The 18,285-nt window shown below is 64.4% G+C and carries 19 protein-coding genes; 9 read left to right on the forward strand and 10 right to left on the reverse strand.

The window, feature by feature from the left end:
* Window positions 1-13: 13 nt before the first annotated feature.
* Entirely contained in the window at window positions 14-250 is a 237-nt protein-coding gene (locus tag AC0L3J_RS04195) for a hypothetical protein (RefSeq protein WP_247286132.1), read from the reverse strand.
* Window positions 251-518: 268 nt separating this feature from the next.
* Here AC0L3J_RS04195 and AC0L3J_RS04200 point away from each other — a divergent pair, with 268 nt between their 5' ends.
* Window positions 519-866, forward strand: a complete 348-nt coding sequence (locus tag AC0L3J_RS04200; RefSeq protein WP_007591299.1) for a DUF6481 family protein — start codon at window positions 519-521, stop codon at window positions 864-866.
* 152 nt (window positions 867-1,018) lie between these two features.
* On the opposite strand, the gene AC0L3J_RS04205 is transcribed toward AC0L3J_RS04200, so the two are convergent.
* On the reverse strand, window positions 1,019-1,261 hold the full coding sequence (locus tag AC0L3J_RS04205) for a pentapeptide MXKDX repeat protein (RefSeq protein WP_007591301.1): 243 nt from the start codon (window positions 1,259-1,261) through the stop codon (window positions 1,019-1,021).
* Window positions 1,262-1,609: 348 nt separating this feature from the next.
* Here AC0L3J_RS04205 and AC0L3J_RS04210 point away from each other — a divergent pair, with 348 nt between their 5' ends.
* Genes AC0L3J_RS04210 through AC0L3J_RS04220 form a run of 3 tightly spaced genes read left to right on the forward strand, consistent with a single transcriptional unit; the run spans window position 1,610 to window position 4,538 of the window.
* On the forward strand, window positions 1,610-2,632 hold the full coding sequence (locus AC0L3J_RS04210) for a TRAP transporter substrate-binding protein (RefSeq protein ID WP_027517813.1): 1,023 nt from the start codon (window positions 1,610-1,612) through the stop codon (window positions 2,630-2,632).
* Complete coding sequence (locus AC0L3J_RS04215) at window positions 2,629-3,183, forward strand: TRAP transporter small permease (RefSeq protein ID WP_473294159.1); 555 nt, start codon at window positions 2,629-2,631, stop codon at window positions 3,181-3,183. Before AC0L3J_RS04210 ends, AC0L3J_RS04215 begins: the two co-directional genes overlap by 4 nt.
* Complete coding sequence (locus AC0L3J_RS04220) at window positions 3,180-4,538, forward strand: TRAP transporter large permease (protein WP_473346103.1); 1,359 nt, start codon at window positions 3,180-3,182, stop codon at window positions 4,536-4,538. Before AC0L3J_RS04215 ends, AC0L3J_RS04220 begins: the two co-directional genes overlap by 4 nt.
* 119 nt (window positions 4,539-4,657) lie before the next feature.
* On the opposite strand, the gene AC0L3J_RS04225 is transcribed toward AC0L3J_RS04220, so the two are convergent.
* Window positions 4,658-5,350, reverse strand: coding sequence for a GntR family transcriptional regulator (locus AC0L3J_RS04225; protein ID WP_473294158.1), 693 nt, complete (start codon window positions 5,348-5,350; stop codon window positions 4,658-4,660).
* 203 nt (window positions 5,351-5,553) lie between these two features.
* Here AC0L3J_RS04225 and AC0L3J_RS04230 point away from each other — a divergent pair, with 203 nt between their 5' ends.
* From AC0L3J_RS04230 to AC0L3J_RS04245, 4 genes are all read left to right on the forward strand, one after another.
* Window positions 5,554-6,162, forward strand: a complete 609-nt coding sequence (locus AC0L3J_RS04230) for a TRAP transporter small permease (protein WP_473294195.1) — start codon at window positions 5,554-5,556, stop codon at window positions 6,160-6,162.
* Window positions 6,162-7,427 (forward strand): TRAP transporter large permease, encoded by a 1,266-nt coding sequence (locus AC0L3J_RS04235; protein WP_473346105.1) that lies wholly within the window; start codon window positions 6,162-6,164, stop codon window positions 7,425-7,427. Before AC0L3J_RS04230 ends, AC0L3J_RS04235 begins: the two co-directional genes overlap by 1 nt.
* 24 nt (window positions 7,428-7,451) lie before the next feature.
* Window positions 7,452-8,435, forward strand: a complete 984-nt coding sequence (locus tag AC0L3J_RS04240; RefSeq protein ID WP_473346106.1) for a TRAP transporter substrate-binding protein — start codon at window positions 7,452-7,454, stop codon at window positions 8,433-8,435.
* A gap of 73 nt (window positions 8,436-8,508) precedes the next feature.
* Window positions 8,509-9,435: a dihydrodipicolinate synthase family protein gene (locus tag AC0L3J_RS04245; RefSeq protein WP_473346107.1), complete on the forward strand. Its 927-nt coding sequence runs from the start codon at window positions 8,509-8,511 to the stop codon at window positions 9,433-9,435.
* A gap of 113 nt (window positions 9,436-9,548) precedes the next feature.
* Here AC0L3J_RS04245 and AC0L3J_RS04250 read toward each other — a convergent pair whose 3' ends face one another.
* From AC0L3J_RS04250 to AC0L3J_RS04265, 4 genes are read right to left on the reverse strand one after another with little or no spacing between them, the layout of a single operon-like run.
* Complete coding sequence (locus AC0L3J_RS04250; RefSeq protein WP_473346108.1) at window positions 9,549-10,460, reverse strand: hydroxymethylglutaryl-CoA lyase; 912 nt, start codon at window positions 10,458-10,460, stop codon at window positions 9,549-9,551.
* A gap of 1 nt (window position 10,461) precedes the next feature.
* Window positions 10,462-12,465 carry an acetyl/propionyl/methylcrotonyl-CoA carboxylase subunit alpha gene (locus AC0L3J_RS04255; protein WP_473346110.1) on the reverse strand — a complete coding sequence of 668 codons (2,004 nt, stop codon included), beginning with the start codon at window positions 12,463-12,465 and terminating at the stop codon, window positions 10,462-10,464.
* 4 nt (window positions 12,466-12,469) lie between these two features.
* Window positions 12,470-14,074 carry a carboxyl transferase domain-containing protein gene (locus tag AC0L3J_RS04260; RefSeq protein WP_473346111.1) on the reverse strand — a complete coding sequence of 535 codons (1,605 nt, stop codon included), beginning with the start codon at window positions 14,072-14,074 and terminating at the stop codon, window positions 12,470-12,472.
* 24 nt (window positions 14,075-14,098) lie between these two features.
* Window positions 14,099-15,226: an isovaleryl-CoA dehydrogenase gene (locus AC0L3J_RS04265; protein WP_473346742.1), complete on the reverse strand. Its 1,128-nt coding sequence runs from the start codon at window positions 15,224-15,226 to the stop codon at window positions 14,099-14,101.
* Window positions 15,227-15,383: 157 nt separating this feature from the next.
* Here AC0L3J_RS04265 and AC0L3J_RS04270 point away from each other — a divergent pair, with 157 nt between their 5' ends.
* Window positions 15,384-16,412, forward strand: a complete 1,029-nt coding sequence (locus AC0L3J_RS04270; protein WP_473346112.1) for an AraC family transcriptional regulator — start codon at window positions 15,384-15,386, stop codon at window positions 16,410-16,412.
* Window positions 16,413-16,497: 85 nt separating this feature from the next.
* On the opposite strand, the gene AC0L3J_RS04275 is transcribed toward AC0L3J_RS04270, so the two are convergent.
* From AC0L3J_RS04275 to AC0L3J_RS04285, 3 genes are all read right to left on the reverse strand, one after another.
* The gene (locus tag AC0L3J_RS04275) at window positions 16,498-16,797 is read right to left on the reverse strand and encodes a DUF3551 domain-containing protein (RefSeq protein ID WP_106943518.1); all 300 of its coding nucleotides are present in this window, start codon (window positions 16,795-16,797) and stop codon (window positions 16,498-16,500) included.
* A 273-nt stretch (window positions 16,798-17,070) separates the two neighbouring features.
* Entirely contained in the window at window positions 17,071-17,556 is a 486-nt protein-coding gene (locus tag AC0L3J_RS04280) for an Lrp/AsnC family transcriptional regulator (protein WP_456769635.1), read from the reverse strand.
* A gap of 258 nt (window positions 17,557-17,814) precedes the next feature.
* Window positions 17,815-18,120: an ETC complex I subunit gene (locus AC0L3J_RS04285; protein ID WP_473346114.1), complete on the reverse strand. Its 306-nt coding sequence runs from the start codon at window positions 18,118-18,120 to the stop codon at window positions 17,815-17,817.
* Window positions 18,121-18,285: the final 165 nt, after the last annotated feature.

Genomic DNA, 18,285 nt, shown 5'->3' on the forward strand with positions numbered 1-18,285 from the left:
CCTCTTCTCCCGGTTAGCCTCGGGTCGGCCGGATTGCTTCCTTGCGCGAGGTTTCGACCGCCGGGATCGCCTGCTGGACCCTCGGTGCGCAGGTCGTAAGTACAAACGCGGTCTGGGTGCATTCCCAATCTGCACCCAGGACAGCACTTTCGATCGGCTGCGGGCCAGCGAGCAGCAGCGCGGCGCCGGCCAGAGCTGCCACCGCGACGGCGATTGCGAGCGCCTTCAGGCTCAGTCTTGAGATCGTCATACCCGTGCTCCGCGTCTCATACCCGGGCGGACGCTAGGCACCGCCCTGGTGCCCCCTTATGAGGGACATCACAATTCGGCAGTTTTTCGGGGCTACGAGAGATCGTCGGGGGCGGCGATTTTCGTCTACCTGATCGGCTGCGATTATAGGTGGCATCACGGCGCGCGCCGATGTACACGCATCTGCGTCGCGCGGCGCCCGCTATGCCCAGCCGACGTACCAACAGGCAGTGATGTAGGATCGAAAGCGAGGATGACAAGGTTCGCCGATGAGTGGATTTAGGGAACCAGGCTTCTCCGACCGACAAAAGGCGGCACAGGAAGCACGCAAAAACCTTTTGAACAAATTCAAGTCGCAGCCGGGGCCGGATGATCCCGCGGTTGTGGCGAAGCGTGCGGAGCGCGAGGCCCTTGCGGCCAAGCGCGCCGAGGCAAAGGCTGCGCGCGAGACGGAAAAGGCCGAGCAGAAGCGCCTTCAGGAAGAGGCTGCCGCGCTCGAGGCCGCGCGGATCGCCCGCGAAGCCGAAGAAGCCGTCGCGAAGGCGGCCGAAGCCGAGGCCGATCAAAAGGCCAAGCGAGACGCCCGCTACGCCGCCCGCAAGGCAAAGCGCAAGTAACGTTCGCAAGTCTGACGCTCGCAAGTCTAGCGCTCGCAAGTCACGTTCAATTGAATTTGGACTGAAACAATATCCGGGGGCGGTCTACGTGACCGCCCCCGGATTTTTGGCGCGCGCCTGCCTGGCGCAAGCGCCTCCTCAACGATGGAAGATCAGTGCTTCTTCATCATCCCGTCGTCTTTCTTCATCCCGTCCTTCGACATCGTGTCCTTCTTCATGCCGTCGTCCTTGGACATGGTGTCCTTCTTCATGCCGTCCTTGGACATCGTGTCCTTTTTCATCATGCCGTCATCCTTGCCCATCTTGTCCTGGGCAAAGGCGGCCGGCGACAGCGCGAGGCCGAGCGAGAGAACGGCCGCCGAAACGCCGAGCGCGATGCGGGTACGAATGGTCATGACTGGTCTTCCCTTCGAGATGTGTTTGTCAGCGACGGACGCCGCTATCTGATCTCGACGGATTGCCACGGGGCGTTGTTACGCGACCGCTGATAAATTTCTGCGGGCCCGCCGCCATCCTTGGTTCTGCGGATGTAGGAGATCAGGAGTGTGCAACGCAGCATGACGAACACTTGCCGCGGCATTCGGTCTCGAACTATCAGACTAGAGAACATTGTCTAAAAGACCGGCTAGGATGAGCCTCAACGCGGTCTCGAAGACCAAAATCACGGCAAACAAGAACCCTCCAAAGAACCGTCCAAAAAACCGTCCAAGAACCGTCCAAGAACCGTCCTAGGGAATCACGCCATGCTCACGCGCCGCCACCTGATCGCGACCGCCGTCGCCGCACCCGCCATTCTCCGTTTCGGCACCGGCACCGCGCATGCCGCGACCACGCTGAAGATCTCGCATCAGTTCCCCGGCGGCACCGTCGACAAGGGCGATTTCCGCGACCGCCTCTGCCGCATGTTCGCCGCCGAAGTCGCCAAGCGCAGCAACGGCGACATCGCCGCCGAGATCTATCCGAACTCCTCGCTGATCAAGACCAACGCGCAGTTCTCCGCGATGCGCAAGGGCGCGCTCGACATCAGCCTCTACCCGATGCCCTACGCCGGCGGCGAATTGCCGGAAACCAATATCGGCCTGATGCCGGGCCTCGTCACCACCTACGACCAGGGCATGCGCTGGAAGAAGGAGCCGGTCGGCAAGGCCTTGACCGACTTCCTCGCCGACAAGGGCATCATCCTGCTCAGCTGGGTGTGGCAGGCTGGCGGCGTCGCCAGCCGCTCCAAGCCGATCGTGGCCCCCGAAGATGCCAAGGGTCTCAAGGTGCGCGGCGGCTCTCGCGAGATGGACATGGTGCTGCAGACCGCCGGCGCCTCGGTGCTGTCGGTGCCCTCGAACGAAATCTACGCAGCGATGCAGACGGGTGCCTGCGATGCCGGCATCACCTCCTCGACCAGCCTGATCTCGTTCCGCCTCGAAGAGGTCGCGAAATCGCTGACCTCGGGCGCTGGCGCGTCCTACTGGTTCATGCTCGAACCGCTGATGATGTCGAAGGCGATCTTCGACAAGCTGCCGAAAAACCAGCAGGACGTCCTGCTCGCGGTCGGCACCGAGCTCGAAGCCTTCGGCCGCAAGGGCGCGCAGGACGACGACGTCGAGGTCGCCAAGGTCTACGAGAAGGCCGGCGCCAAGGTCTCGGCGCTCGATGCCGCGACCGTCGGCAAGTGGCGTGACATCGCCCGCGACACCGCCTGGAAGGACTACGGCGCCAAGACCGCGACCTCGGCCAACCTGCTCAAGCTCGCGACCGACGTCGCCGCATGAGCCACGGTCCGCTTCCGGATCGTGACGACCAGGCAAACGCTGCCGCAAGCACCGGCCTTGCGGCGGCGATCGATCGCGGTCTCGCCATCCTCAACAACATCATCGTCGTGTTCGCCGCGATTGCGCTGATCGCCGCCTGCGCCATCCTGAGCTATAGCGTGCTGAGCCGCGCCTTGTTCAAGGCTGCCAATTACTGGCAGGACGAGGCCGCGGTGTTCCTGCTGGTCGGCGCGACTTTCATGACGGCCGCCTACGTGCAGCAGAACCGCGGTCACATCGGCATCGAGGCCTTCGTCGGCCTGCTCTCGCCGCTGGCGAACCGGATCAGGCTTTGGCTGGTCGACGCGGTGACGCTTCTGTTCTGCGCTTTCTTCGCCTGGAAGTCCTGGACGCTGGCGCATGAAGCCTATGTCGACGGCCAGGTCTCGAACTCGATGTGGTCGCCGCCGCTGGCCATCCCCTATTCGCTGATGGCGTTCGGCATGAGCCTGCTCTGCGTCCAGATCCTCGTGCAGCTTGCGCTGCCTTTCGCTGGAGCCAGGCGTTCATGAGCGTTTTCGGTATCGGCCTCGCCTACGGGATCGCGACGCTGGTCGTGATGTTTTCGGGCATGCCGATCGCGTTCGCGCTCGGCGCGGTCGCGGTCGTGTTCATGGGCATCTACATGCCCGCCGCCTCTCTCGATACGGTGACGCAGAACGTCTACGAGGAAATGGCCTCGATCACGCTGCTGTCGATTCCGCTCTTCATCCTGAAGGGCGCCGCGATCGGCAAGTCGCGCGCCGGCCAGGATCTCTACTCGGCCCTGCACGCCTGGCTGCACCGCGTCCCGGGCGGCCTCGGCGTCGCCAATGTGTTCGCCTGCGCGCTGTTTGCGGCGATGGCGGGCTCTTCGCCCGCGACCTGCTCGGCAATCGGTTCGGCCGGCATCCCCGAGATGCGCAAGCGCGGCTATTCCGGCGGCTTTGCCGCAGGGATCATTGCCGCCGGCGGCACGCTCGGCATTCTGTTGCCGCCGTCGATCACCATGATCCTGTTTGCGGTCGCCGCCGAAAAATCGCTGGGACGGCTGTTCCTCGCCGGCATCGGGCCCGGCCTGCTGCTGGTCTCGCTGTTCGGCATCTACGCCGTGATCCGCTTCCGCCAGGAATATGCCGCGGCCGAAGCGATCTACAAGAACGGCGGCCCGGAAGCTGCGATCCTCGCCCGCGACGAGTACACGCTCGCGGAACGCTTCAGCGTGCTCCCGCGCGTGATCCCCTTCGTGCTGCTGCTCACCGGCGTCATGATCGCGCTCTATGGCGGCTACGCCACGCCATCGGAGACTGCCGGCCTCGGCGGCCTCTTGGCGCTGGCATTGATCGCGGCGATCTACAGCGTGTGGCGGCCGAGTGACCTCGCTCCGATCCTGAAATCAACGATCCGGGAATCGACCATGCTGATGATGATCATCGGCATGTCGCTGCTCTACTCCTACGTGATGAGCTATCTCCACATCTCGCAATCGGCCGCCGAATCCGTCGTCGCGATGCACCTGCCGCGCTGGGGCCTCTTGTTCGCGATCCTCGTCATGGTCGTCGTGCTTGGCTTCTTCCTGCCGCCGGTCTCGATCATTCTCATGACCGCGCCGATCATCCTGCCGCCGCTCCGCGCAGCGAACTTCGATATCATCTGGTTCGGCGTCGTCATGACCATCGTGATGGAGATGGGGTTGATCCATCCACCCGTCGGCCTCAACATCTTCGTCATCCGCAACGTCGCGCCGGATATTCCCCTGCGCGAGGTGATCTGGGGCACCTTGCCGTTCGTGCTCTTGATGATGCTCGCGGTGCTGCTGCTGTGCTTTGTGCCGGGCATCTCGACCGCGCTGCCGGACCTGGTGATGGGGCCGGACGGGAGCAGGTAGCGGCAAGCGCAATTGCTGTAGGGTGGGCAAAGGCGCGCAGCGCCGTGCCCACCATCTCTCCTTGATTCCGCGAAAAGTGGTGGGCACGCTTCGCTTTGCCCACCCTACCAGCGCGTCGATTACGACTCGCTCTTCCGCCGCCCCTTCGGCGCGATCGTGCTGCCACCGACCACCTGCAACAGATCCTTACGCACGGCTTCGATGTGCCGCTCCAAAAACCGGCAGGCTTCCTCGACCTTCTGCGCGCGACAGAGCGCGATCAGATGGGCGTGCTCCTTCTCGGCGGTCCCCATCGCCTTGGTGTTGGAGAGCTGAAGGCGCGTGTAGCGGTCGCTGGTCTGGAGCAGTGACAGCACGATCGCGCGGGTGCGTGGCTGCGGGGCATGCATATAAAGCGCCAGATGGAAGTCGGCGTTGAGCTGGCCCCAGTCGCTGACATTCTTGGCCTTGATGGCCTTTTCGAATTGCCTGTGGATGTCATCGAGCGCGTCGAAATCGTCCGCGGAGAAATGCGGCGCCGACTGCGCCAGGAGGCGCGGCTCCAGGATGCGGCGCAGGTCGAATACGTCGTTGATCTCGTCCAGCGACAGCTCGGAGACGATGGCGCCCTTCTGCGGCACGATCCGCACCAGCCCCTCGGCCTCGAGCTGGAACAGCGCCTCGCGCACCGGAATGCGGCTGACGCCATAGGTCTCACCAAGCGCATCCTGCCGCAGCTGCGATCCGGCCGGATAGCTGCCGTCGAGGATCGCCTGCCGGAGCTGGTCGACGATCGCAGCCGACAGGGTGCGATGCTTCAGAGGCACTTTCATCCGATCTTCCGTCCCTCTCCGACTCGGCCGGCCGGAACGGTCCCTGTCTTGCATGTTGAGGTCATCTCGTCCCCGCAAAAAGTGCGGGCACGCCTTCGACGCAGCCGCAATTCCATTTGACAGCTAAAATGTATAAATTATACATTCGGCTATCGCACGACAAATCTTGCGGGCAATGGGGCCTCTTCATGATCGAGCAGACGATGCCGGCTACGCGCGCGTTCAGCGTTCGACGCATGGTCGTCCGCGCTTCCAGCGCCCTGCTCGCCGTCGAGCGCATCGCATTGATGGGCCTGATGTACCTGCTCACCGGCCTGATCCTGGTCAACGTCGTCACCCGCTACTCGCATTTCCCGATCTACTGGATCGACGAATCCGCGGTCTATTGCGTGGTCTGGCTGACATTCGTCGGCGCCTCCGCGATGACGCGGCTGCGACTGGACTTCGCGGTGACGATGCTGACGGAACGTCTGTCGCCCCGCGCCCAGAAGATCGCGAAGGTGATCTCGACCGGCCTCGTCGTGGTGTTCGGCCTCGCGCTGATCGTCACCTGCGTGCTTTGGATGGACCCGATTGGCCTCGCCCGCGCCGGCTTCGACGGGCGCAAGCTGGCGGCCCAGACCTTCAATTTCCTCTACACGGAGCATACCCAGACGCTGAACTGGCCGACCTGGGTGCTCTATCTGACGCTGCCGATTTTCGCGGTCTCGATGACCGTGCATGGTCTCGCCAATTTGCTGGAAGATCTCGAACTGGTCCCGCGCACGGCGCCGAAGGGCTTTGCACTTTCCGAGCTCGACGGGGTCAACTGATGATCACGTCAGCAGCTTTCCTCGCCATCATGCTGGTCGGCGTGCCGATCGGCCTCTGCCTGTGCCTTGCCGGCCTGGTCTACATCGCGGCATCAGGCAATCCGGTGCTGTTCCAGTCCTATCCGCTCCAGCTGTTCGGCGGAGTCGACAGCTACGGCCTGATCGCCATTCCGCTCTTCATCCTGATCGGCGAGATCATGAACGGCGGCGGCATCACGCGGCGCATCGTCGACATGGCGATGGCGTTCGTCGGCTCGCTGAAGGGCGGGCTCGCCTACGTCAACATCCTCGCCAACATGTTCATCTCCTCGATCCTGGGGTCTGCGACCGCACAGGTCGCGATCATGGCCCAGATCATGGTGCCGGAGATGGAGAAGAAGGGCTACGACAAGACCTTCGCGGCAGGCTTGACCGCTTATGGCGGCATGCTCGGTCCGATCATCCCGCCCTCGGTGATGTTCGTGGTCTACAGCGTGCTCGCGCAAGTCTCGGTCAGCGACATGCTGATCGCCGGCATCGTGCCGGGCGTCATCCTCACCGTGATGTTCTGCGTCGTCATCGCGCTGATGGGGTACGTCTACAATTATCCGCGCGCGGACTATCAGACGCCGCGCCAGCGCGTCATGACGATCCTGCGGACTTCGCCGACGCTGCTTATCCCGATCGTCATCGTCGGCACCATCTTGGGCGGCCTCGCCAACGCGACGGAATCCGCCGCTGTGGGCGCAGTCGCCGCGATCCTGGTCGGAAAATACTGGACCAGGGAATTCGAATTCTCGCAGCTGCCGCAGATGATGCTGCGAAGCGCGATCTATGCCGCGATCGTGCTGTTCCTGGTGGCCGCCGCGGCGGTGTTCTCCTGGGTGCTGATCTTCGGCAAGGTGCCGCAGGAAACCGCCGCCTGGATTCAGACGGCCGCCAAGGATCCGATCAGCTTCATGCTGATCTGCAATGTGATCCTGCTGGTAATCGGCACGGTGATCGACGGCATTCCCGGCCTGATCATGACGGTACCGATCCTGCTGCCGGTTGCAACCGACGTCTATCACATCGATCCCAGGCATTTCGGCGTCGTGGTGGTGATCAACCTCGTGCTCGGCCTGCTGTCGCCGCCGGTCGGGCTCTGCTTCTTCGTCGCGGCCGCCGTCACCGGCGCCAAGCCCGGCAAGATGTTCATGGTGACGCTGCCGTTCTTCGTCATCTCCTGCGTCCTGCTGGTGCTGCTCTCGCTCTATCCGTCGCTCTCGCTGATCCTCATCAAATAGGCCCGTCCAAAAGGAAGCCCGACCATGCCGCTTTCACGCCGCCGCTTTCTCGCAGCCAGCGCCGCCGCATCGGTGTTTGCGCCGTCGCTGGCGCTCGCCCAGGCCAAGGAATTCCGCCTCGGCCTGGTTACCCCCAACGGCCATTCCTGGAACAAGGCTGCGCTCAAGTTCGGCGAAGATCTCAAGGCCGCTACCAACGGCCGCCTGACCCTGACCGTGTTCCACTCCGGCCAGCTCGGCAACGAGCCCGCGATGATGCAACAGTTGCAGTCCGGAGCCCTCGACATGGGCTTCATCCAGGCCGCGGAGCTCGGCTCGCGTGTGCCGCACATCGCAGCGATCAACGCGCCCTACATCGTCCGCTCGACGCCCGCGGTCGCGAAATTCGTGCGGCATCCGGCGGCCATCAAACTGTTCGAGGTGCTGCCGCAGGAGACCGGCACCATCGGGCTCGGCTGGGGCATCACCGGCATGCGCGCGGTGTTCTCCTCCAAGGACCTGAGTTCGCTCGCCGACATCAAGGGCATGAAGCTGCGCATCAATCCGACCCCGGTCTATCGCGATTTCTATTCCTCGCTCGGCGCCGCGCCAACGCCGATCCCGACGCCGCAGGTATTCGATGCGATGGCCAACGGTCAGGTCGACGGCCTCGAGGCGGACCTTGAATTCTCCTGGAACCAGCGCTTCGACAAGGTCTCGAAGGTGATCCTGCAGATGAACGCCGTCTTCATGCCGATGGCCGCAGTGGTCTCGGGCCGGGTGTGGCAGACGCTCCCCGCCGCTGATCGCGAGCTGATCGCCAAGACCGTCAAGTCGACGCTGGACGCGCAGATCGACGAGTTGGCCTCCAACGAGCCCGCGCTGATCGAGAATTTCCGCAACGCGCCGATCCCGATCCGCCAGGTGCCGGCCGGCGATACCGAAGCTGTCATTGCCGAGTTCGACAAGATCTGGCTGCCCAAGGCACCTGTGCTCGCCGAGCTGCGCAAGGTCGGCGCCACGCTCTGATCTCACCCGCCATCCCGTTCAAAACACCCGGCGGATCCAGCCCCCGCCGGCAAAATCCACTCGGAGTACAACCATGAGCCGCCGTGTTTCCTGGGAAGGCGTCTTCCCAGCCGTCACCACGCAATTCCACGACGATCTCTCGCTCGACATCGACGCAACCGCAAAGGTGATGGACGGGCTGATCCGTGACGGCGTCTCCGGCCTGATCGTCTGCGGCTCGGTCGGCGAGAACACCTCGCTGGAGCGCAAGGAGAAGGTCGCGATCATGGAGACGGCGAAGTCCGTCGCGGCCGGCCGTGTGCCCGTGCTGTGCGGTATCGCCGAATTCACCACGGCCTTCGCCGTTGAAACCACGAAGGAGGCCGCGCGCGTCGGCATCGACGGCGTGATGGTGATGCCGGCCCTGGTCTATTCGTCCAAGCCGCACGAGACCGCCGCGCATTTCCGTGCCGTCGCCACCGCGACGGACCTGCCGGTGATGCTCTACAACAATCCGCCGATCTACAAGAACGACGTCACTCCCGACATCCTGGCCACGCTCGCCGACGTGGAGACCGTCGTCTGCTTCAAGGATTCCTCCGGCGACACAAGGCGTTTCATCGACACCAGGAACATGGTCGGCGATCGCTTCGTGCTGTTCGCCGGTCTCGACGACGTCATCGTCGAGAGCATCGCCATGGGCGCCGTGGGGTGGGTCTCCGGCATGTCGAATGCCTTCCCGCGCGAAGGCGAGACGCTGTTTCGCCTGGCCAAGGCAGGACGCCTTGCCGAGGCGATGCCGCTCTACGAATGGTTCATGCCGCTGCTGCATCTCGACGCGCGTCCGGACCTCGTCCAGTGCATCAAGCTGTGCGAGCACATCATGGGCCGCGGCACCGCGCTGACGCGCCCGCCGCGCCTCGCGCTGCTGCCGCAGGAGAAGGCCGATGTCGAGGCGATGATGGCCAAGGCCCTCAAGAGCCGGCCGCGCCTGCCGGATGTCGGGCTGAAGGCGGCTTGATCCAACGAAAGCTCTCTTAGTCGTCATTGCGAGGAGCCCTTGCGACGAAGCAATCCAGAAACCCTCCGCGGAAATATTCTGGATTGCTTCGCTGCGCTCGCAATGACGGAGAATTAGGAAGCAGCGCGCTTCCTCTTCGCGTTCAGTGCGGACGCCACGCGGCTCACCGGCGGCTTGCCCAGCACGCCGCTCATCTCGTTCGTGGCCGCCAGCAACTGGTCCATATCGACGCCAGTTTTGATCCCCATGCCTTCGAGCATGTAGACGACATCCTCGGTCGCGACGTTGCCGGTCGCGCCCGGCGCGTAGGGACAGCCGCCGAGACCGCCGGCGGCAGCGTCGATGACGCGGACGCCCTGCTCCAGGCCGGCGTAAAGATTGGCCAGCGCCTGGCCGTAGGTGTCGTGGAAATGCATTGCCAGCTTGGCGGCGGGAATGTTGGCGGCGACCGCGCGCAACATCTCCTTGGCCTTATCAGGCGTGCCGACGCCGATGGTGTCGCCGAGCGAGATTTCGTAGCAGCCGAGATCCCACAGCGTGGTGGCGAGATCGACGACGGCTTTCGGCTTGATCTCGCCGTCGAAGGGACATCCCAGCACGCAGGAGATGTAGCCGCGCACCCTGACTCCGTCGGCCTTGGCGCGGGCCAGCACCGGCTTGAACCGTTCGATGGACTCCGCGACCGTGCAATTGATGTTGGCCCGCGAAAAGCCCTCGGAGGCAGCGGCGAACACCGAGACGATCCTGGCGCCGGCCGCGCGCGCGGCGTCATAGCCCTTCTCGTTCGGCACCAGCACGTGGAATTCGGCACCGGTCAAATGGCCGACGCCGCGCAGCACGGCGTCCGAGCTCGCCATCTGCGGGATCGCCTTGGGCGAGACGAAGGCGCCGACCTCGACCGTATTGAGGCCGGCCGCGACCAGCGCCCCGATGAAGGCGATGCGGGCCTCGACGCTGACCGCCGTCTTCTCGTTCTGCAGGCCGTCGCGCGGCCCCATTTCGATGATGCGGACCTGATCGCTCATCTCATTCTCCGGAAGGCTCGACCACCGCGAGCTCGACGCCCTCCTGGACGATGTCGCCGACCTTGCATTTGATGGACTTCAGCACGCCGGCATAGGGCGCGCGCAGCGTCTGCTCCATCTTCATTACTTCCAGCGTCAGGATCGGCGCGCCCTTCTCGAGCTTGGCGCCCTCCTCCGCCAGCACGGCGACGACGGTGCCCGGCAAGGGCGCCGCGATCTTGTCCGCGCCGGCCTGCTCCTCCATCTCGCCGCCGAACGGATCAACCCAATGCAGGTCGAATCGCCCGTTGCGCGTGCGCAAATACAGCTCATGGCCGTCGATCACGGCCGCGACCGACGTTTTGACGCCGTCAAGCGTCAGATCGAAGCCGCCGTCCTTCACCACGGTCGTGAACGCCAGCTCGCGCTCACCGATCACCAGTGTGGACGGGCCGCTGCCGTAGTTCAGCCTAACCTTCTGCTCCGGCCCGTGGCCAACGCGAAACGCAAAGTTGCGCTGGCGGCGGCCGACCGGCATCCAGCCAAAGGTCTGCCAAGGCGAATTCCCTTCCGCCTGCGCGGCTTGCCGCTCGTCATTGATGACAGCGGCCACCGCGGCACAGAGCTCGAGTTCGCCCGGTGCTGGCGTGGCCTGCGTCAGGACCGACAGCTCGCGCTCAATGAACCCGGTGTCGATCGCGTTCGCCCGCACCTTCGGATGCGTGATCAGTGCGGAGAGGAACGGGATATTGGTCACGATGCCGCGAACGTCTGAGTCCTCAAGCCCGCGGTTCAGCCTCTCGATCGCGACATCCCGCGTCGGCGCCCAGGCGATCATCTTCGCTAGCATCGCATCATAGTACGGCGAGACGGCGTCGCCCTCGCGATAGCCAGCGTCGATGCGCAGGCCGCCGGTTTCCGCGGGCAACCGCCAGGTCGAGATCTTTCCAACGGACGGCATGAAGTTCTTGGTCGGGTTCTCCGCGTAGACCCGAGCCTCGACGGCATGTCCGTTGAGCTTGATCTGATCTTGTTTGAGCGGCAGGGCTTCGCCGAAGGCGACGCGGAGCTGCCACTCGACCAGGTCGATGCCGGTGATCAGCTCGGTCACGGGATGCTCGACCTGAAGGCGCGTGTTCATCTCGATGAAGAACACGTCCTTGCCGTCGGAGACGAACTCGATCGTGCCGGCACCGACGTAGCTCACCGCACCGGCGGCCTTTCGCGCAGCGGCGCAGACCGTCTCGCGCTGGGCTGGATTGAGCGTCGGCGACGGCGCCTCCTCGATCACCTTCTGGTGGCGGCGCTGCAGCGTGCATTCGCGCTCGAACAGCGACAGCAGATTGCCGTGGCTGTCGCCGATCACCTGCACCTCGATGTGGCGGGGATTGTCGACGTATTTTTCGATCAGCATGCGGTCGTCGCCGAACGCGGCCTTGGCCTCGCGCTTCGCGCTGACGATCGCAGGCGCGAGTTCATCCGCCGAGCGAACGATGCGCATGCCGCGGCCGCCGCCGCCAGCGGAGGCCTTCACCAGAATGGGGAAACCGACCTTCTCGGCGGCCTTCGCCAGTGTCGCATCGTCCTGGGCCTCGCCGTGATAGCCGGGCACCAGCGGTACGCCGGCCTTCTCCATCAGCGCCTTGGAGCCGGACTTCGAGCCCATCGCCGTCATCATCGCAGCGGTCGGGCCGACGAAGACCAGGCCCGCATCGAAGCAGGCCTGCGCAAACTCGGCATTCTCCGACAGGAAGCCATAGCCAGGATGGATCGCCTCCGCGCCGGTCTTGCGCGCGGCCTCGATCAGCCGCTCGACGTTGAGATAGCTGTCGCGGGCACGTGCGGGCCCGAGCAGCACGGCCTCGTCGGCGAGCGCGACATGCATCGCGTCGCGGTCCGCTTCGGAGTAGACCGCGACCGTGCGCAGGCCCATGGCGCGCGCGGTGCGGATGACGCGGCAGGCGATCTCGCCGCGGTTGGCGATCAGGAGGGTGCGAAAACGGCGGTAGAGCTTTGAGCGGTCCATCGCATCACATCCTGAACAGGCCGAATTTCGTCGGCTCGATCGGCGCATTCGACGCCGCCGAGAGGCCGAGGCCGAGCACCAGCCTTGTATCGGCCGGGTCGATCACGCCGTCGTCCCAGAGCCGCGCGGTCGCGTAATACGGGTGCCCCTGGCTCTCATACTGTGCGCGGATCGGCTCGCGGAATTTATCTTCGTCTTCTTTCGACCAGCTATCGCCCTTGGCCTCGATATTGTCCCGGCGGACCTGGCTCAGCACCATCGAGGCCTGCTCGCCGCCCATCACCGAGATGCGCGCGTTCGGCCACATCCACAGGAAGCGTGGTGAGTAGGCGCGTCCGCACATACCGTAATTGCCGGCGCCGTAGGAGCCGCCGATCACGACGGTGAACTTCGGCACCGACGCTGTCGCCACGGCCGTCACCAGCTTGGCGCCGTCGCGCGCGATGCCGCCGGCCTCGTATTTCTTGCCGACCATAAAGCCCGTGATGTTCTGCAGGAACACCAGCGGAATGCCGCGCTGGCAGCACAGCTCGATGAAATGCGCTCCCTTCAGCGAGCTCTCGCTGAACAGGATGCCGTTGTTGGCGATGATGCCGACCGGAAAACCCCAGATGTGGGCGAAGCCGCACACCAGCGTCGTGCCGTAGAGCTTCTTGAACTCGTCGAACTCGGAACCATCAACGACGCGCGCAATGATGTCGCGCACGTCGAACGGCTTGCGCCCGTCGACGGGCACCACGCCGTAAATCTCCGCCGCCGCAAACAAGGGATCACGCGGCGGATGCATGTTGAGGTTTGGTCGTACCGATGGCTTCAGCGTGCCGACGATGCGGCGGGCGATGCCGATCGCGTGCGCGTCGTTCTGGGCATAATGATCGGTCACGCCCGATTGCCGCGAATGCACGTCGGCGCCGCCGAGCTCCTCGGCAGTTACCACCTCGCCGGTGGCGGCCTTCACCAGCGGCGGCCCGCCGAGAAAGATCGTGCCTTGATTGCGCACGATGATGCTCTCGTCCGACATCGCGGGAACATAGGCGCCGCCGGCGGTGCAGGAGCCCATCACGATGGCAATCTGCGGGATGCCTTGCGAGGACATCTGGGCCTGGTTGTAGAAGATGCGGCCAAAGTGACGCTCGTCCGGAAAGATCTCGTCCTGCAGCGGCAGGAAGGCGCCGCCGGAATCGACCATGTAGACGCAGGGAAGATTGTTCTGCCGCGCCACGTCCTGCGCGCGCAGATGCTTCTTCACGGTCATGGGATAATAGGTGCCGCCCTTGATGGTGGCGTCGTTGGCGACGATCACGCATTCGCGACCCGCGATGCGCCCGACCCCGGTGACGACGCTCGCCGAATGCACGTCGCCGCCATAGAGGCCATAGGCCGCGAGCGGCGACAGCTCCATGAACGCGGTGCCGGGATCGATCAAGAGGTCGACGCGCTCGCGCGCCAGCATCTTGCCGCGCGAGGTGTGGCGGTTGCGCGAGACCTCGCCGCCGCCGCCGGCGACCTGGCTCAGCTTTTCGCGCAGATCCGCGACGAGGGTGCGCATGGCCTCAGAATTGCGCGCAAAGTCCGACGAAGACGTATCGATGCTGGAATGGAGCGGCATGTTGATTCCAATTGCGTGAAGGTTTTAAGCCGTCTCAGCCATCAATTCGCGACCGATCAGCATGCGCCGGACCTCCGAGGTGCCGGCGCCGATCTCGTAGAGCTTTGCATCGCGCCACAGGCGTCCGACCGGAAATTCGGAGGTGTAGCCGACCCCGCCCAGCGCCTGAATCGCCTCACCCGCCATCCACGTCGCCTTCTCGGCGGAATAGAGGATCGCAGCGGCGGCGTCCTTGCGCAAGCTGCGCGCGTGATCGGCGCGGTCGCAGGCACGCCCCACCGCATAGACATAGGCGCGCGTGGCCTGCCAGGTCGCGTACATGTCGGCAAGCTTGCCCTGCATGAGCTGGAAGTCGCCGATCGGCTGCCCGAACTGCTTGCGCTCGTGCATGTAGGGCACCACCGCGTCCATGCAGGCCGCCATGATCCCGAGTGGCCCGCCAGAGAGGACCGTGCGCTCATAGTCGAGGCCGGACATCAGCACCCTGACGCCCTCGCCGACTTTGCCAAGCACGTTCTCCTCCGGCACCTCGCATTCGTCGAAGAACAGCGGATAGGTGTTGGAGCCGCGCATGCCGAGCTTGTCGAGATGCTGGCCGTGGCTGAAGCCCTTCGTCCCCTTCTCGACCAGGAAGGCGGTCATGCCGCGCGGGCCCGCTTCCGGATCGGTCTTGGCATAGACCACCAGCACGTCGGCATCGCCGCCATTGGTGATCCACATCTTCGAGCCGTTGAGCACATAGCGGTCGCCGCGCTTGTCGGCGCGCAGCTTCATCGAGACGACGTCCGAGCCGGCCCCGGGCTCGGACATCGCGAGCGCGCCGACAAACTCGCCGGAGATCAGCTTTGGCAGATAGCGCTCGCGCTGCGCATCATTGCCGTTGCGGCGGATCTGGTTGACGCAGAGGTTGGAGTGCGCGCCGTAGGAGAGCCCGACCGCGGCCGAGCCGCGCGAAATCTCCTCCATGGCGACGATATGGGCGAGATAGCCCATGTTGGAGCCGCCATATTGCTCCGGCGCGGTCATGCCGAGCAGCCCGAGGTCACCGAGGCGCTTCCAGAGGTCCGCCGGGAATAGATTGGCTTTCTCGATATCGGCGGCACGCGGGGCGATCTCCGCCTCCACGAAGGCGCGCAGCGTATCGCGCAGCATGCTGATGTCTTCGCCCAGATCGAAATCGATGCTCGGGATATTCAAGGCGATTCCTCCGTCTTTTGGGGACCGAACCTAGCGGCATCGGGGCCCTTCTGCGGTCGAAAAGGTTGCATTTTCCGCCAAACTTGGCGAGGATTTTCCCAGAGGATGTCCGATGCCTTTTCAAGTCGCAACCGCGATCCCGCGCCGCGCCGTGACCCCTGCCGCCTTCGTCCGCGGCGTCGTTGCCGCTTACGAACGCTACGGCCGCGATCCGACCGAGGCGCTGAGCCGGGGTCAGGTAACGCCAGACCTTGTCAATTCTCCGGATGGGCGGGTCACGGCCGGTCAGTTCGAGGCGCTCGCGGGCCACGCCATGCGCGAGCTCGATGACGAGGCGCTCGGCTGGTTCTCGCGGCGGCTGCCCTTCGGCACCTACGGCATGCTGTGCCGCGCCTCCATCACCGCCCCGACGCTGGAGGTCGCGCTCAAGCGCTGGTGCCGGCACCACCGTCTGCTTACGGAGGACGTGCTGCTCGATCTCGCGGTGGGCAAGGAGACCGCGGTCGTGTCCATCCGCGAATTGGCTGACCTCGGACCTCTACGCGAATTCTGCCTGGTCACCCTGCTCCGCTATGTTCTCGGCTTTTCCTGCTGGGCTGTGGATTCCAGGATCGCGCTCCGCGCCGCGGAATTTCCGTACCCCGAGCCCGGCCATATCTCGGTCTATCCGACCATCTTTTGCCGAAACATCCGCTTCGATGCGGACCGAGCTTCCATCACCTTCGACAAGCATTATCTGTCGCTGCCGCTCACCCGTAGCGCGGCGGACCTCGACAACATGCTCAAGGGCGCGCTGCGGCTGACGGTGCTGCCCTATCGGCGTGACCGGCTCCTGGTCGAGCGCGTTCGCCGCGTGCTCCGCAATGCGCGCGGACGCAGCCTCGGAGCCGAGGATGTCGCAACCGAGCTGGCACTCTCTACCCGCACCATGCATCGGCGCCTGCGCGATGAAGCGACCTCGCTGCGCGATCTCAAGGAAGAGGCAAAATTCGAGCTCGCCAAGCAGGAGCTGATGCGCGGTCGTAGCCCGATCAAGCGGATCGCGGAGATCGCGGGCTTCCGCAACGAGAAGAGCTTTTCCCGCGCCTTCCGCACCTGGGCCGGCGCCTCACCGCGCGAGTTTCGCGGCAGGTATCGCTGACGGTATCGCTGACGCGCGGGCTGTCATGCTGTTGCGGCCTCCGAGATCCAACTCGGAGGCCGCAACATTTCGAAACCAGTCTCGATCAGTTCGAGTTGGTCTGCCCGCCCGGACGAAGCTTGGTGCGCGACTGCGTCTGCTTCGGCTGGAAGGCCAGCGCGTCCGTCGAAGTCTTCGCGCCGCCGCTCTGCGAGCACGAGCCGCCGATGCCGCCGGCCGCGGCCCGGCAGGCCTCCATCGTCGGATAGCCGCAGCCGTGTGCGGCCTGGGCGCCATTGGTGATGCAGTAGTCTTCTGCCTGGGCAGCCGGCGCGGTCATCATGAGAAACGCAGATGCAAACAGCGTCGCAGCGGATGCGACGAACGTCTTCGAGGTCAAGGTCATGTTGTCTTTTCCTGCTTCAGGGTCCCACAAAAGAGGCCTCGGCATGCGACGCAGGCTGAGGTTCACAGCTCGCATGTAGGCTGGCGCCAGGAACCGGCAATCACGGCTCGGCGCATTGCAGGACTTCGCAAATCACATGTCACAGTTAGGTGAGTTACTTATGTTTTATCCGTCTTATCCGAACCTGTATCCCCGGCAAGGCGATCACTCCCGCGCCTTCGGAGTTTTGGATTTCGTTGTGCGAGCCACACTTTGGCACCCGTCCCCGCCGAACTATCCTGCCGCCACGATCTCCTGCAACGGCAGCGGCACGTCCTTCGCCACGCCCAACACCGGGAAGCTGCGGACGTTCTTCACGTTCGGCATCGCTGCGAAATGCAGGAGCTGCTGGCGCATGCTCTCGACGCTCGGCGCCACGCATTTGAGAAGATAGTCGGTGTCGCCCGAAATCCGCCAGCACTGCTGGATGCGCGGGATTGCGGCGATCGAGCTCTCGAACGCCGCCAGCACCGGCTGGGCCTGACTGCCGAGCTGGATCGAGACGAACGACACCACCTCGTAGCCGAGCAGCCGCTCGTCGATGACGGCGCGCACCGCCCGGATCACGCCGCGGCTGAACAGCGATTTCAGCCGCCTCACGCAGTTGGGCCCGGACACCCCGACGCGCAGCGCCAGCTCGTTGTTGCGAACCCGCCCGTCCTGCTGCAATTCGGAGAGTATTTTCAGATCGACGCCGTCGAGCTGGTCACGCCCCGCCATAGCCCACCTCGTCATGGTCGCCTCATGCGAGGCAGCGAAGCACGGGGCGGAATGGCTGCCAAGGGCAGGACGATGGGAAGAACCCGCGTGGTTGTCCGAGCTTATTCCGGCCAGCCGCAGGCTCTTACGGGGGCTAAACGTGGATGCCCGGGACCCGGCTCCGCCAAGGCTTCGCCGGGCATTCGGTGTTGGGCAGGCGAAGCTTCAGCGAAGACGGCAAGCCTGGGCATGACGCGAGTCTCGACGCGTGGCCCGCCCTCAATGCGTCCAGGGCTCGCCGCGGCGGAACGAGAAATTGTCCGCATAGGCGACCGGACGGTGCACCGATTCCTTCGGCTCGATGACCTGGTAGGCGATGCCCTTGCGCTCGCAATAGGCGACCGCCTCTTCCTTGCTGTGGAAGTGCAGCGTGATCTGCTGCTTCATGTCGCCGGACGAGGTCCAGCCCATCAGCGGCTCGACCGCGCGCGGCTGCTCGGGCTCATAGTCGAGCTGCCATTCCTTGGTTTTGGACCGGCCGGATTGCATCGCGTTCTTGGCGGGCTTGAAAATGCGTGCGGTCATGGATGGTCCGGGCCTCTTGTTCGTCTTTTCGTTCGATTTCGATGCGTCACGGTAGCAGTTGGTGGAAACCGCGGGCATAGTATAGAGACACCTTTTGGGAACTGATCGGTGATTCCGGCCCCCGGGATGGCTCGCCGATGGGTATAATCATTATGCTGCATCGTG

The organism is Bradyrhizobium sp. Kon37 (assembly GCF_055807535.1).

Excerpts from the sequence above, each read along its gene's own strand:
- AC0L3J_RS04230 (WP_473294195.1), top strand. The coding sequence starts at position 5,554 with ATGCCGGCTACGCGCGCGTTCAGCGTTCGACGCATGGTCGTCCGCGCT.
- AC0L3J_RS04285 (WP_473346114.1), bottom strand. The coding sequence starts at position 18,120 with ATGACCGCACGCATTTTCAAGCCCGCCAAGAACGCGATGCAATCCGGC.
- AC0L3J_RS04220 (WP_473346103.1), top strand. The coding sequence starts at position 3,180 with ATGAGCGTTTTCGGTATCGGCCTCGCCTACGGGATCGCGACGCTGGTC.
- AC0L3J_RS04270 (WP_473346112.1), top strand. The coding sequence starts at position 15,384 with ATGCCTTTTCAAGTCGCAACCGCGATCCCGCGCCGCGCCGTGACCCCT.
- AC0L3J_RS04225 (WP_473294158.1), bottom strand. The coding sequence starts at position 5,350 with ATGAAAGTGCCTCTGAAGCATCGCACCCTGTCGGCTGCGATCGTCGAC.
- AC0L3J_RS04250 (WP_473346108.1), bottom strand. The coding sequence starts at position 10,460 with ATGAGCGATCAGGTCCGCATCATCGAAATGGGGCCGCGCGACGGCCTG.
- AC0L3J_RS04280 (WP_456769635.1), bottom strand. The coding sequence starts at position 17,556 with ATGGCGGGGCGTGACCAGCTCGACGGCGTCGATCTGAAAATACTCTCC.
- AC0L3J_RS04240 (WP_473346106.1), top strand. The coding sequence starts at position 7,452 with ATGCCGCTTTCACGCCGCCGCTTTCTCGCAGCCAGCGCCGCCGCATCG.
- AC0L3J_RS04210 (WP_027517813.1), top strand. The coding sequence starts at position 1,610 with ATGCTCACGCGCCGCCACCTGATCGCGACCGCCGTCGCCGCACCCGCC.
- AC0L3J_RS04275 (WP_106943518.1), bottom strand. The coding sequence starts at position 16,797 with ATGACCTTGACCTCGAAGACGTTCGTCGCATCCGCTGCGACGCTGTTT.
- AC0L3J_RS04215 (WP_473294159.1), top strand. The coding sequence starts at position 2,629 with ATGAGCCACGGTCCGCTTCCGGATCGTGACGACCAGGCAAACGCTGCC.
- AC0L3J_RS04195 (WP_247286132.1), bottom strand. The coding sequence starts at position 250 with ATGACGATCTCAAGACTGAGCCTGAAGGCGCTCGCAATCGCCGTCGCG.
- AC0L3J_RS04260 (WP_473346111.1), bottom strand. The coding sequence starts at position 14,074 with ATGCCGCTCCATTCCAGCATCGATACGTCTTCGTCGGACTTTGCGCGC.
- AC0L3J_RS04235 (WP_473346105.1), top strand. The coding sequence starts at position 6,162 with ATGATCACGTCAGCAGCTTTCCTCGCCATCATGCTGGTCGGCGTGCCG.
- AC0L3J_RS04205 (WP_007591301.1), bottom strand. The coding sequence starts at position 1,261 with ATGACCATTCGTACCCGCATCGCGCTCGGCGTTTCGGCGGCCGTTCTC.
- AC0L3J_RS04245 (WP_473346107.1), top strand. The coding sequence starts at position 8,509 with ATGAGCCGCCGTGTTTCCTGGGAAGGCGTCTTCCCAGCCGTCACCACG.
- AC0L3J_RS04265 (WP_473346742.1), bottom strand. The coding sequence starts at position 15,226 with ATGCTGCGCGATACGCTGCGCGCCTTCGTGGAGGCGGAGATCGCCCCG.
- AC0L3J_RS04255 (WP_473346110.1), bottom strand. The coding sequence starts at position 12,465 with ATGGACCGCTCAAAGCTCTACCGCCGTTTTCGCACCCTCCTGATCGCC.
- AC0L3J_RS04200 (WP_007591299.1), top strand. The coding sequence starts at position 519 with ATGAGTGGATTTAGGGAACCAGGCTTCTCCGACCGACAAAAGGCGGCA.